The organism is Zooshikella ganghwensis, assembly GCF_018263875.1.
Taxonomy (GTDB): Bacteria; Pseudomonadota; Gammaproteobacteria; order Pseudomonadales; family Zooshikellaceae; genus Zooshikella; species Zooshikella ganghwensis.
On the sequence record NZ_JAEVHG010000007.1, the window covers coordinates 73,070 to 85,822 of the forward strand.

Annotated in this window: 12 protein-coding genes; 10 read left to right on the forward strand and 2 right to left on the reverse strand. The window is 41.6% G+C overall.

From position 1 onward, the window contains the following. Nucleotides 1–388 precede the first annotated feature (388 nt). Nucleotides 389–1,009 (forward strand): uridine kinase family protein, encoded by a 621-nt coding sequence (locus KHS79_RS11965; protein WP_212719218.1) that lies wholly within the window; start codon nt 389–391, stop codon nt 1,007–1,009. A gap of 249 nt (nt 1,010–1,258) precedes the next feature. Here KHS79_RS11965 and KHS79_RS11970 read toward each other — a convergent pair whose 3' ends face one another. Continuing rightward, a complete protein-coding gene (locus KHS79_RS11970; protein WP_212719219.1) occupies nt 1,259–2,419 on the reverse strand; it encodes a linear amide C-N hydrolase in 1,161 nt (386 codons plus the stop codon). A 718-nt stretch (nt 2,420–3,137) separates the two neighbouring features. Continuing rightward, nucleotides 3,138–3,899, reverse strand: a complete 762-nt coding sequence (locus KHS79_RS11975; protein WP_051311335.1) for a substrate-binding periplasmic protein — start codon at nt 3,897–3,899, stop codon at nt 3,138–3,140. Nucleotides 3,900–4,475: 576 nt separating this feature from the next. Here KHS79_RS11975 and KHS79_RS11980 point away from each other — a divergent pair. The 9 genes from KHS79_RS11980 (at nt 4,476) to flhA (ending at nt 12,740) form a co-directional block, all read left to right on the forward strand. Next, nucleotides 4,476–5,003, forward strand: a complete 528-nt coding sequence (locus KHS79_RS11980; protein ID WP_094786898.1) for a flagellar basal body-associated FliL family protein — start codon at nt 4,476–4,478, stop codon at nt 5,001–5,003. Nucleotides 5,004–5,027: 24 nt separating this feature from the next. Continuing rightward, nucleotides 5,028–5,996: a flagellar motor switch protein FliM gene (fliM, locus tag KHS79_RS11985; protein WP_027708149.1), complete on the forward strand. Its 969-nt coding sequence runs from the start codon at nt 5,028–5,030 to the stop codon at nt 5,994–5,996. A 108-nt stretch (nt 5,997–6,104) separates the two neighbouring features. Beyond that, nucleotides 6,105–6,701 carry a flagellar motor switch protein FliN gene (gene fliN, locus KHS79_RS11990; protein WP_084611209.1) on the forward strand — a complete coding sequence of 199 codons (597 nt, stop codon included), beginning with the start codon at nt 6,105–6,107 and terminating at the stop codon, nt 6,699–6,701. A gap of 73 nt (nt 6,702–6,774) precedes the next feature. Then, the gene (gene fliO, locus KHS79_RS11995; RefSeq protein ID WP_212719221.1) at nt 6,775–7,176 is read left to right on the forward strand and encodes a flagellar biosynthetic protein FliO; all 402 of its coding nucleotides are present in this window, start codon (nt 6,775–6,777) and stop codon (nt 7,174–7,176) included. Between the two features lie 114 nt (nt 7,177–7,290). Further along, nucleotides 7,291–8,067 (forward strand): flagellar type III secretion system pore protein FliP, encoded by a 777-nt coding sequence (fliP, locus tag KHS79_RS12000; protein ID WP_051311339.1) that lies wholly within the window; start codon nt 7,291–7,293, stop codon nt 8,065–8,067. 91 nt (nt 8,068–8,158) lie between these two features. Next, complete coding sequence (gene fliQ / locus KHS79_RS12005; protein ID WP_027708151.1) at nt 8,159–8,428, forward strand: flagellar biosynthesis protein FliQ; 270 nt, start codon at nt 8,159–8,161, stop codon at nt 8,426–8,428. 4 nt (nt 8,429–8,432) lie between these two features. Continuing rightward, a complete protein-coding gene (gene fliR, locus KHS79_RS12010) occupies nt 8,433–9,212 on the forward strand; it encodes a flagellar biosynthetic protein FliR (protein ID WP_027708152.1) in 780 nt (259 codons plus the stop codon). Nucleotides 9,213–9,261: 49 nt separating this feature from the next. Continuing rightward, on the forward strand, nt 9,262–10,395 hold the full coding sequence (gene flhB, locus KHS79_RS12015; protein ID WP_212719223.1) for a flagellar biosynthesis protein FlhB: 1,134 nt from the start codon (nt 9,262–9,264) through the stop codon (nt 10,393–10,395). A gap of 200 nt (nt 10,396–10,595) precedes the next feature. Then, the gene (flhA, locus tag KHS79_RS12020; protein WP_094789381.1) at nt 10,596–12,740 is read left to right on the forward strand and encodes a flagellar biosynthesis protein FlhA; all 2,145 of its coding nucleotides are present in this window, start codon (nt 10,596–10,598) and stop codon (nt 12,738–12,740) included. Nucleotides 12,741–12,753 lie beyond the last annotated feature (13 nt).

Below are 12,753 nucleotides of genomic sequence, written 5' to 3' on the forward strand. Positions count from 1 at the left end.
CACATAACTGAAGGCCTGATATTTTTATAATCTGCACAACTGAGTTCAAAGCTGGATTGCAAAAAAAGGAACTCTAGGTTTGAGTTTCATAAATTTGTGTAAACCTACTATTTGTGTATACCATACAAAAAGTATGGTATTTATAAGGTGTAAGTCTCCTGTAGGGAGATTACTGTATAATCAATTTTAAACGAATAAACGTTAACTACCAATGAATAGTAAAGGCATATCAATCTTGCAAGCTGATCAGCAAGAACATTATGTGAGGGATAAATAATGGAGGCTAGATGATGTAGGTGACAAAGCCAAGTCCTTTAACCAATACCTCCTTACCACAATACATCGTGTTAAGTTTTGGTAGCGCTTGTCATTTTTATCGGTGAAAAGAATGGAATTAACTGAAAAGCTTGCAAAGAGATTAGCTGAAAAATGGAAAGAAAAACCTATGGTAGTTGCTGTCTGTGGAGCAGCGGATTTGGGTAAGAGTTATCAATCTGGTAAACTGGTAGAGGCGTTGCGCAAACTGGGGCTAAGTGCTGAGGTTCTCAGGTTAGACTCCTATTTAATGGCGAGACAGAAAAGAATAGCAAAGAAAATAAGTGGGTATCAGCCAGAGGCACATAACTTAGATGAAATAGAAGCTGATTTGAAAGGGTTTTTCGCAGGTAAATCCATAGAGAAAGCTGAATATGATCACTCAGTTGGAATGTCAGTAGGGCCAAAACAGGTCATTACTTTATGCTCAGTGCTTGTTATCGAAGGCTTACATGCTATGCATGAAAAGCTGCTGCCTTATATCAGTTATTCCATATTTTTAAGTGCCTCTGAAGAACTTTTGATGGAAATAAGACACGAGGCGGATATTATCAAGAGAAAGCAATCAGAACAATTTTCAAGAATTAATCTTCATACAGAATTAGAAAATTATAAGAAATATGTTGATCCATATAGAAGTAAAGCAGATATCGTTTTAACTCTGAAGGCAAAGTGGTATTACACAATGTGTTGAAAATGACAGTCCAATTATTTTTCAGTTTATATGATATTCCCCTTTGTAGGTAATCAATCAAACTTAGCTTGAGACATGGCCAACATCCTGGATGGCCATGTAGTTCAACATGTTTTTTATTAGGGCCTGTGTGTCGAATGACTACACGGCATTCGTTGTACCTTGCTAGGCTAAAAATGTGCCTTGTTAGGCGAAAAAATAGTCTACGGCAGTGGTGATTCAGACAGTGTTAACAGGCCCTAGTATTGTTTATGGTTTTAGTGTTGGCATTTCTGTAGCTGCATTTAAGTCAAGATAAATGGGTTTACTACCTGAGTTTAACTTAAAGTCTTTGAAACGAACTGTCCATGTTCCAAGACTATCGTAAGTCGCTATATGTAACTCTTTTGCAATAGGATCACGAACTACCCACCATTGAGTATAATCGCCAGTGGCTTCATTTTGATTCGTTTTACATACACCTGGTGCAACGACTACACCAGCTATAATATTGATTGCATAGGCTAGTAACTTTTTCGGAAACTGACTGTTATCTTTAAGCCAGTCAATACCAAAGTTTAAACTTTGTACGGTACGAAGAAAGCGATCGGCTGGTAAAGGTGATGAACTAAGCCCAATAGTCCCGCTGCCATTTCCTGCCGCCTTAACGTGCATTCCAATAATGGGCTTGCCCTCTTTATTGGGTTCGATATTAGTGATGTTTAAGTAATTTTGTAAGTTTGTACAATGCCAATCATAAAAAGGCGCATTTGTTAAAACACCTAAATCAGTATTATCAGTAATTTCTAGCTTTCCGTTTCTAAATTCCAGCAATAAACTATTCCCTTGCCTATCATGAAATTGAAAATGAAGAGGCATAAGGTTTACAGTACTGTTAGCATTGAGCTGTAGTGGGTCCCAGATATAGAGTTTTGTTCCATCTTTTATTGGTTTTCCTTGGCTGATTTTTTCTAAGTCTGCTTTTAAGTCAGGTATATTTTTATATTGACTTAAAGCCCAGCAGCAGATATCCATCATTGAAAGTAGTGAATAATCATCACTAGGCACATTATCTAATTGAGGGTATTCAGAGCCAGGCAACCATAGTGCTGCGGCTGTAAGCCCTTCAGTATTAAGGCCATCAGATACTTTGCTGGGTAAATCTAATACAGAGTCAAATACTTTACCTAATACATTTTTTCCTGCGCTAATTCCTACGCCTATATAAGCGTATTTTGACACCCATTTATAACCTGGTAGCCTTTTGGCAAGTGGTAAATCCTGGCTACCAACAGCATGTAGTTTAGTCTCTTCAGGAATTGCTGCTACTGTCCAGTCAAAATTATACTCGAAGTCCATGGTTCGACCAGAAAAAGGAAAGTCTTTTAACTGGGGTGAAAGTTGTGATGGTAAGATAAATTCAGTGCACATATTTCCAATATCCTTATCAGTATTATTACAAGTATTTTTTAATTGCAGTTGAATATTAGCACATTTGTCTTGAATTATGTCATAGAGGCTAGGTATTACTGGTAAGAGTGACTTAAAATAGTCTTTTAGACAAAAATTATTAAATGAATGGGCTAAGTAAATAACGACTCTATACTACGCTTCCTAGCTGGAAAATGGGCCAATATAAGCCAGCAAGCACAAAACATAAAATCAAGAAAGATAGCACAAGGTTAAAAACTACAACTGTGAAGAGTTTCCTTTGTTTTTTTATGCATAGGAACGATTGATAAATAATAATATGCAAGGTATTACACCTATTAATATAAAAATACTATAAAAACGATAAGTATCCATTACAAACAAGGTAAATGACGGTAGTTCAGAACCAAAAAGCATCGAAGACTTCTTTGAATTGAGGTACGATTATATAAATCACAAAGTATAGTATTCCAGATACAAAGGTTAATCCTATTGACAGAGATGGGTTCGTGGTGTTTGAACTCTTTTTTAAGGTGAGTGTGTCAAGGTTATCCCGTATTTATGTGCAGTGGATTGTTGAAGCTCTAAGGTGAATACTTCTTTAAACGATTGTTGTATTTTTAAGTATAAGTCTTCATCAATAATTAAATCTAAACGATTAGAGTATAGTTTGGTAAGATAATCAAAAACAATATGATTCTTAACAGGTAAAGCATATTTAGTTTTCACTTGTAGGGAAGAGTAATTTAACTTGGTATTTCTCTGCCAGAGTTTGTTGGAATTTGGGTGTAAAAACCTGCTTCATAGCGTTATTGAGTTGGTTGAACAGGCGCTCGTCAGTTTGAGCACTCAGTGCCATGTAGTAACCATGCTCAAACATAAAGATGGCGGGTTCTACTTTTGAAAAATCAAGTTGTAGATTTTTTATCCTAATGGGGAGACTTTCTTCATTACCAATAATAAGGTCGACACGATCATTAAAAAGCTTCTTGATATTGATTTCTTCTGAGACAGATAGGTCTAGGTGTTTTTCATCTTCAAATCCACGCGCGTTTAGGAACTGGTGGGTAACATCATCGCGCATTATTGCTGTTTTAAAGTTTTTTGCATCATCTATTGTTGTAAGCGAAATATCTTTTCTGTGTTTTAATTTATAAAGATAAAACTTTTTGCCAGGTAAAATGGGTCCTAACCATTGAAATAGTGATTCTCGCTCTGGGGTCCGAACGATAGTGTAAATCAGTACATTTTCATTTTTGAGTGCAAGGTCGTAAGCTCTCGCCCATGGATAAAGGCGAATTGTATAATTAATGTTAGCTTTTTCTAGCACGTTTCTAACTATTTCTGTTGAGTAACCAGTAATTAAATCATTTTTCTTATAATTGTAAGGTGGCCATTCTTCAGTAACGACTAATAGCTCTTTAGCATGGAGTGATAGTGTCAGAAAAAGCGCTATCAACCCTGTCAAGTAAGCGGTCATAAGTTGTAGTCCAACCAAAGTTCTTTGTTATGGGAATAACTGTTATGAAGAGTATAGAGGAGAGAGGTATATCCCGCTCTTTACATGTATACAGCAAATGTTTTGAAAAGTGTATTGTTTCAATAAATTAACATTTGATGAAACTTTGGTGGCAGCCCATAGGAAGGTAATTCGCGGCTTATAGTTATGGGCAAAAATTATGTTACAAGCTATACCCAAAACGAAGGGTTTTTATGTGCGCTATGGATAGCACACATAAAAATGGTTCGTGAAGGGTATATAAGCAGTATTGCTAGCAAATTGACTGTGCAAATCATGAAACCAAAAACTGTCAAATCTCTGACAGTCAGTGCGTGCTATGCTTAAAAAAGATGCTTGTGTTATTGAGAGAAATCTTTAAAACGGTTGGCACTTTTTTTGCCGCTAAATAGGCTTCTGACAGAGTTACCAAGCTTGATTATAGAGTGGAAACTCATAATGAACTTATTTAGACAGCGTATTAGCAACTTTTCACTATGCTTATTGATAGTAATGAAACAGTCATTATCAATAAGCTACTAAGGGAATGACGTAAAAATGGCAGATCAGGATGAGGCAGAAAATCCAGAAGCTGAAGTAGATAATGAAGCGTCTGGTGGGAAAAAAAAGAAGTTAATTATTTTTATCATTGTGGTGGTTGTCGTTTTAGGCAGCGCGACAGGGATCACCCTGTTTATGTTGATGGGAAATGGTGAAACCGCAGGGGAGGAGGAAGCCTCTGAAGATTCCAAAAAAGCGGTCAAGCCTCCCGCTATTTACTTTGCCATGGAACCGCCATTTACCGTTGATTTTCAGGTAGGTGGTCGACAACGTTATGCTCAACTGTCAATCACCGTAATGGGGAGGGATCCTGAGGCCATGGAGGCAGTAAAGCAACATGAGCCTTTAATTAGAAATAATTTGGTGATGTTAATTGCCAGTGAGGATTTTCAAACGTTACAGACTGCTGAAGGCAAGGAGATGTTAAAGACGAAGGCTACGGAATCAATACAGCAGGTGTTGCAACAGGAGATTGGTAAGCCAGGGATTGAGACCATACTATTTACTGGTTTTGTCATGCAGTAGTAAGCGTTAAATGAGGACTGCACCATGCAAGATTTACTCTCTCAAGACGAAATTGATGCGCTCCTCCATGGGGTAGACGATGGTGACATCGATACTGAAACTGATGAGGCACCTGATGGCATAAAGTCTTATGACTTGACTAGCCAGGATCGTATTGTGCGTGGGCGAATGCCCACCTTAGAAATGATCAATGAACGTTTTGCTCGTTACACCCGTATCAGTATGTTCAACATGCTACGCCGGAGTGCAGATGTTTCTGTGGGTGGTGTACAAGTGATGAAGTTTGGCGAGTATGTTCATACCCTTTATGTGCCTACCAGTTTAAATCTGGTGAAAATGAAACCTTTACGGGGGACGGCATTATTTATTTTAGATGCCAAGCTGGTGTTTAAGCTGGTGGATAATTTTTTTGGGGGGGAGGGCCTGCATGCCAAGATTGAAGGGCGTGAGTTTACGCCTACAGAAAACCGTGTTGTACAAATAGTTCTTCGGCAGGTTTTTATAGACTTAAAGGAAGCCTGGGGACCCGTGATGAAGGTTGATTTTGAGTATATAAACTCAGAAGTTAACCCGGCATTGGCGAATATAGTCAGTCCCTCCGAAGTTATTGTGGTGAGTACTTTTCACATTGAACTGGACGGAGGAGGGGGTGACATGCATGTCACCTTACCTTACTCAATGATTGAACCCATCCGAGAGTTACTGGATGCTGGGGTGCAAAGTGATGTGGATGATCGAGATGAGCGGTGGGTCAAAGCCTTAAGGGAAGAAATATTGGGCGTTAATGTTAAGGTCAACTCCAACATTGTGAAAACCCAAATGCGTTTGCGCGATATTCTTGAGCTGGAAGAAGGCGATATTATTCCCTTTGAAATGCCTAAGCACTTTATTCTGTCTGCGAATGATATTCCTGTGTTTAAGACACGGTTGGGGGCTACTAAAGAAAAGCTAGCAATGCAGGTACTCAGCGCAATTGAACGACCAAAGTATTAGGGAAAGACATTAAATAATCCTTCGTGAAGGGTATAACAACGTTTTGCACGGTTAAAAATAAAACAAGGTTGCTTGAAAACATTGCAGTCGACTTACAGGAGTTAAAGGATGGCAGATGATCCTGATAATACAGAAGAACAGCCTGAAACTGACGTAGAAAATACTGGCGAGGCAGAGCAGGAAGATTCTGATACGCAAGCAACGGCTATGTCAGAAGAAACCCCTGAAGCCGATGAGACGGTTGACCAAGATGACAATGGTGAGGAAAGTGCTGGGAGTGATGAACAAGCATTAGCGGATGAATGGGCTGCTGCCTTGGCGGAGTCGGAAGATAAAGGCAGTCAGGAAGATATTGATGAATTATTCCAAACCACGGCTTCGCCGATGGATATGGATGAACTGGAGGATATTGCTGAGCCTACTGAAATTCGTAGTCTAGAGGAAGGACCCAATTTAGATGTTATTTTGGATATACCCGTCACTATCAGTATGGAAGTAGGGGGAACGGATATTACCATCCGTAACTTACTGCAACTCAACCAAGGTTCAGTTATTGAGCTGGATCGATTAGCAGGGGAGCCACTGGATGTGAAGGTGAATGGAACACTTATTGCTCATGGAGAAGTAGTGGTGGTTAATGAAAAGTTTGGTATACGTTTAACGGATGTAATTAGTCCTACGGAGCGGATAAAAAAATTACGTTAGGTTTTATTATACACACTACACTTGACGTTTAGGTATAACCGATTCTATTCGTTTAACTAAGAGAATATTGAGCATGCGTCGTCGTAGTTTTTTTTATTTAATGTGTTGTACTTACTCGTCAGGCATTTGGGCTGCGCCCACAACACCACCCACAGCCTGGGGAATGTTGATTCAAGTTATACTGGCGTTAACGGTAGTGTTGTTAGTGATCTTTGCAGCTGCCTGGGTGGTTAAACGTACTGGGGCCATCAAACCGATGACTAGCCCGGTCATCAAAAATCTCGCTGTCATGTCTGTTGGTAGCAAAGAACGGTTAGTGTTAGTGCAGATAGGCGATAAACAAATTTTATTGGGTATCTCGCCTGCCGGCATGAATACGATTCATGTATTTGATCAACCAATCGTCACCACGAAACAAGAAGCGAATAATGATTTCTCAAAGCGCTTAATGGAAATGATTAAGCAGCGACATTGAGTTAATTATTACTAAATAAAATAGCTGATAATGTATAAAAACACCTCTTGTGTTAGGTGTTGTGAGTGTTTTTTTTAAATTAAATAATTAGCATTTATTAAGCAAAGAGGACACATGAGTCCACTGAGCCGAATAGTAAGTAACTTACCTTACAATACACTGCTAGTGATATTGTTGTTAGTGATTGTACCCTATGCCAGTGCGGCTCCCCCTACCACAATTCCAATTTTAACTGTAACTGATACGCCTGCTGGACAAGAGTATTCTGTGACAATTCAAGTGTTGGCACTAATGACATTGCTGTCTTTTTTGCCAGCTATTGTGATTATGATGACATCATTTGCGCGCATCATTATTGTTTTTTCAATATTACGACAGGCGCTGGGTTTACAACAAACACCCTCAAATCAAATATTATTGGGTATGGCACTGTTCTTAACGTTTTTTATTATGTCTCCCGTATTAAATAAGGTAAATGAACAAGCAGTACAACCCTACTTAGCTGAAAAAGTTCCTGCGCAAGACGCTTTAAAAATTGCTGTAGGACCCTTTCGGGAGTTTATGTTAGCCCAGACGCGAGAAACGGACCTTAATTTATTTGTACGTATTGCTGACGTTGGAGATATTCAGTCAGTCGATGATGTGCCACTTAATATATTGATTCCTGCTTTTGTAACCAGTGAATTAAAAACAGCCTTTCAAATAGGGTTTTTATTATTTATTCCTTTTTTAATTATTGACTTAGTGGTGGCTAGTGTCTTAATGGCAATGGGGATGATGATGTTATCACCGTTAATTGTGTCATTGCCCTTTAAAATTATGTTATTTGTGATGGTTGATGGATGGGCCATGATTGTGGGGACATTAGCGACGAGTTTTGGCGTAACCTAGTGGTCTTGCGCATAAGCTATTTTACGCATAAACCGCTCGCCGTTGAGATATTGTCGTTGTCGGTAAAGCAAGGCATTTAGAGGAATCAAAAATGACACCCGAAGTGGTAATTGATATTTTTCGAGATGCTTTGTTTCTTATTGTGCAAATGGTGGCGGTTATTGTAACGCCTAGCTTAATCATTGGTTTGATTGTCAGTACGTTACAGGCAGCGACTCAAATTAACGAACAGACATTAAGCTTCTTACCAAGGTTATTGGTGACACTACTGACCATTATGGTCACAGGACCTTGGTTACTAGGTCAGCTAATGGATTTTTTTAACAACCTTATGTTGAATATTCCAGGGCTCATTGGTTAACCCTATGTTGCAAGTGCCTGCTGAGGATATTAGTACCTGGATTACCCCTTTTCTCTGGCCACTATTTCGCATCAGCTCATTATTTATGGTAATGCCTATCATTGGTGCGCAAATGGTGCCTGCCCGTGTGCGTTTAGCGATGGCCTTAGCGGTTACTATCATGTTAATGCCTATGCTACCTGATATGCCGAAAGTTGATCCTTTTTCCTTAAGTGCTTGGCTGATTAACCTGCAGCAGGTGTTGATTGGTACGTTAATGGGATTTGCATTGCAGGTTTTTTTTCATTTGTTTGCTATGGCAGGTCAAATGATTGCTATGCAGATGGGGTTGGGCTTTGCGTCGATGAATGACCCGGCTAATGGGGTTACCGTCACTGTACTGGGGCAGTTTTATTTGGTGATGACGACTTTGCTGTTTTTAGCGGTTAATGGCCATCTTGTGGTTATTGAAGTGTTAGTTGAAAGCTTTCATACACTGCCAGTCAGTGAAGGGTTTTTGTTACCGGAAGGGAGTATCGAGCGATTGGTGCTTTGGTTCAGTTGGATTTTTTCCAGTGCAATGTTAATTGCCATACCAGGTATGACTGCATTACTGATTGTTAATTTAACCTTTGGGGTGATGACGAAGGCTGCGCCCCAGCTGAATATTTTTTCATTGGGATTTCCAATGGCATTAATGTTTGGCCTGTTTATTGTTTGGATAACGGTGACGGGGTTTTTAGATCAATATTTAACGTTTAGTGAGCAGGCATTACTTTTTTTAAGAGACTTAGTGACTCAGTAGCATAATGTACGCTGAGGTGTTCAATCGTGGATTAATCACGGAATAGCCTATGGCTGAGGAAAAAGATTCCAGTCAGGAAAAAACCGAGGAACCGACCCAGAAACGACTGCAAGATGCTAAAAAAGAAGGTCAGGTTCCTCGCTCAAAAGAACTAAGCACTATGGCGCTTTTACTCATCGCTTCAGTGAGTTTGGTGCTGTCAGCAGGATTTTTGGCGCGTCACCTAATTATGATTATGCGGCTGAACTTTAATATAGAACGAGAAAAAATATTTGATACCGCTACGATGCTGCAGTTCTTAGGTGCTTCGCTGAATGATGCTATTTTTGCGATTTTTCCGTTAATTTTAGCGTTGATGTTAGCAGGTATTTTGGCTCCAATTTTACTTGGTGGCTGGGTTTTCAGTGGCAAACTCATTCAGCCTAAGTTGAATCGTATCAGTCCACTAGCTGGCTTAAAGCGCATGTTCTCTGCTCGGTCTTTAGTTGAGTTGTTGAAGGCGATTGCCAAAGTAGTGGTTGTAGCCTGCTTTGCAATAGGGATATTACTGTGGGAGCAGAATCAAATATTGCAGCTAGGTCGAGCATCTATTGATAACGCCATTATTTCCAGTTTATGGCTGATTGGTTGGGCAGCTATTTTACTGAGTATCAGCTTGGTACTGATTGCGGCCATAGATGTGCCGTTTCAAATCTGGGATACCCGTAAAAAACTAAAAATGACCAAACAAGAACTCCGGGATGAGTTCAAAGATACTGAAGGTAAGCCTGAAGTTAAAAGCCGTATCCGGCAATTGCAACGGGAGATGGCAGAGCGTCGAATGATGGCCGAAGTGCCAAAAGCCGATGTGGTGATCACTAACCCGGAGCACTATTCAGTAGCACTCAAGTATGACCCTGATAAAGCAGATGCACCCTATGTTATTGCTAAAGGCGTCGATTTTATTGCACTAAAAATCAGAGAAATTGCTGTGGCTTCTGAGGTGCCTATTCTAGAAGCTCCACCACTTAGCCGGGCTATTTACCATAGTACTGAGCTAAACCAACAGATACCCAGTGGTTTATACATTGCGGTTGCCCAGGTGTTGGCTTACGTGTATCAGCTCAAGCAAAAACGTACTGGTCAGAAGCCGCGCCCCCCAAAAGATTACCCTATACCTGAAGAGTTTCGTCGCGACAATTAAATGGCAGTGAGATTGCGTGTTCAAAGAAGCTAAACCAATTTTTTTGCACAGATTTTCCTCAAGGCTTAGAGCGGAAGGGAGCTTTTCCTAAGATACAAAGGTGGGAAAGGTTTTTGCAAATGCTTTGAAAGCTGATAAGGCACAGGTTGATGATCAACATTCCTTAATGACAGGGAGCAGGCTGAGTGGCAGACCGTTCTATGGTAGTGAATACGCTAAAAGGCCTTGGTCAAGGTAACTTAGGGGTGCCCGTGTTATTAATGGCGATCTTAGCCATGATGACGCTTCCCGTCCCGCCTTTTCTACTGGATGTTCTATTCACCTTTAACATTACTCTGGCACTGGTTGTTTTGCTGGTGTGTGTTTATAGTCTGCGGCCGCTGGATTTTGCGGTCTTTCCCACTATTTTGCTGGTAGCAACATTATTACGGCTGGCGCTGAATGTGGCGTCAACCCGTGTCGTTTTATTGCGAGGGCACACGGGAGGGGATGCTGCAGGTAAAGTCATTGAAGCATTTGGTGAAGTGGTTATTGGCGGCAACTATGTGGTGGGGCTGGTGGTTTTCGTTATTCTCATCATTATCAACTTTGTGGTAGTGACGAAGGGCGCAGGCCGAATATCTGAAGTATCTGCGCGGTTTACCTTGGATGCGATGCCTGGGAAGCAGATGGCGATTGATGCCGACTTAAATGCCGGCCTGATCAATCAGGATCAGGCTCGTTCTAGACGTGCAGAAGTAGGGCAAGAGGCTGACTTTTATGGCTCCATGGATGGTGCCAGCAAGTTTGTGCGGGGCGATGCAGTGGCAGGGTTGTTAATTCTAGCCATCAATATCATTGGCGGGTTATCCATTGGTATGGCTCAGCATCAGCTACCCTTTCAAACCGCATTGCAGAATTACTCTCTACTGACTATTGGTGATGGTCTGGTAGCGCAAATTCCCTCTTTGCTACTCTCCACCGCAGCAGCGATTATGGTGACCCGTGTTTCTGATGCCAAGGATATGGGGCATCAGGTACGTCAGCAGATGTTCTCATCACCCAAAGCCATCGGCGTTGCAGCAGCAATATTAATGGTGATGGGGTCTATTCCCGGTATGCCACATGTTGCATTTTTGGGGTTGGGGGGACTAGCGGCAATGGGAGCCTGGTTGATTTACCATCGTCAAAAAATCAGCGCTACGACAACAGCCGAACCCAGCAAAGCCGTACAGCCTGCAGCGGGTGGCCAGGTTGTGCCGACCGGGGCTGCCGCCCAAGCAGGACCTGCACCTATCGAAACCAAGGAGTTAGGCTGGGATGATGTCACACCAGTTGATATGGTTGGACTGGAAGTGGGCTATCGATTAATACCCCTGGTGGATAAAGCGCAGGGTGGCGAATTACTCAGTCGGATCAAAGGCGTTCGCAAAAAGCTCTCTCAGGAGCTGGGGTTTCTCCTTCCTTCAGTCCATATCCGTGACAACCTTGATTTATTACCCAATGTGTATCGGATTACCTTAATGGGGGTGACCATCAGTGAGGCCGAGGTTCATCCTGAGCGGGAGCTGGCAATTAACCCAGGACAGGTATTTGGCTCTTTGGAAGGAATTGCTGCCAAAGATCCGGCATTTGGTCTTGATGCCGTGTGGATTGAGCCAGGGCTAAAAGATCAGGCTCAAACGTTAGGCTACACCGTTGTTGATGCGTCAACTGTGGTGGCCACTCACCTAAACCAAGTGCTGTTTAAACATGCCCATGAATTGATAGGTCATGATGAGGTGCAACGGTTGCTGGAGCTATTGGGGCGTCAATCACCGAAACTGGCTGAAGAGCTACCCAGTAAAGTTTCGCATAGTACTTTACTCAAAGTGTTGCAAAGCTTACTGATTGAGCGCATTCCGGTAAGGGATATTCGCACCATCGCAGAAGCGCTGGCTGAAATAGGGGCAAAGAGTCAAGATCCCGCCACTTTAACTGCTTCAGTGCGAACGGCACTAGCGCGCTCCATTGTGCAAAGTATTGTAGGTACATCAGATAAGATTCCCGTCATCACACTTGAGCCTCAGTTGGAACAAATGTTGCTGCAATCTGCTCAGCAGGCTAAGCAATCTGGAATGAGTGTGGAAGATGGCTTTGTCATTGAGCCTAGTTTGGCTGAACGTTTACAGCGCTCACTGCAAGAGGCAGTGTCCCGGCAGGAAATGGCAGGTCAGCCGGCAGTGCTGCTGGTAGCGGGACCGATTCGGCCTATGTTAGCCAGGTTCGCTCGATTTGGTATACCCAGCCTGCATGTATTGGCTTATCAAGAGATTCCAGACAATAAAGAAGTGACTATTGTCGCCAGTGTGGGCCAGCATGAGTAGTTGTTGGCAGTAA

What these genes read in the sequence shown, in the direction of transcription:
- fliM (WP_027708149.1), top strand. Translation starts at nt 5,028, where the DNA reads ATGCAAGATTTACTCTCTCAAGACGAAATTGATGCGCTCCTCCATGGG.
- fliQ (WP_027708151.1), top strand. Translation starts at nt 8,159, where the DNA reads ATGACACCCGAAGTGGTAATTGATATTTTTCGAGATGCTTTGTTTCTT.
- KHS79_RS11965 (WP_212719218.1), top strand. Translation starts at nt 389, where the DNA reads ATGGAATTAACTGAAAAGCTTGCAAAGAGATTAGCTGAAAAATGGAAA.
- fliR (WP_027708152.1), top strand. Translation starts at nt 8,433, where the DNA reads ATGTTGCAAGTGCCTGCTGAGGATATTAGTACCTGGATTACCCCTTTT.
- flhA (WP_094789381.1), top strand. Translation starts at nt 10,596, where the DNA reads ATGGTAGTGAATACGCTAAAAGGCCTTGGTCAAGGTAACTTAGGGGTG.
- fliO (WP_212719221.1), top strand. Translation starts at nt 6,775, where the DNA reads ATGCGTCGTCGTAGTTTTTTTTATTTAATGTGTTGTACTTACTCGTCA.
- KHS79_RS11980 (WP_094786898.1), top strand. Translation starts at nt 4,476, where the DNA reads ATGGCAGATCAGGATGAGGCAGAAAATCCAGAAGCTGAAGTAGATAAT.
- KHS79_RS11975 (WP_051311335.1), bottom strand. Translation starts at nt 3,899, where the DNA reads ATGACCGCTTACTTGACAGGGTTGATAGCGCTTTTTCTGACACTATCA.
- fliN (WP_084611209.1), top strand. Translation starts at nt 6,105, where the DNA reads ATGGCAGATGATCCTGATAATACAGAAGAACAGCCTGAAACTGACGTA.
- fliP (WP_051311339.1), top strand. Translation starts at nt 7,291, where the DNA reads ATGAGTCCACTGAGCCGAATAGTAAGTAACTTACCTTACAATACACTG.
- KHS79_RS11970 (WP_212719219.1), bottom strand. Translation starts at nt 2,419, where the DNA reads ATGTGCACTGAATTTATCTTACCATCACAACTTTCACCCCAGTTAAAA.
- flhB (WP_212719223.1), top strand. Translation starts at nt 9,262, where the DNA reads ATGGCTGAGGAAAAAGATTCCAGTCAGGAAAAAACCGAGGAACCGACC.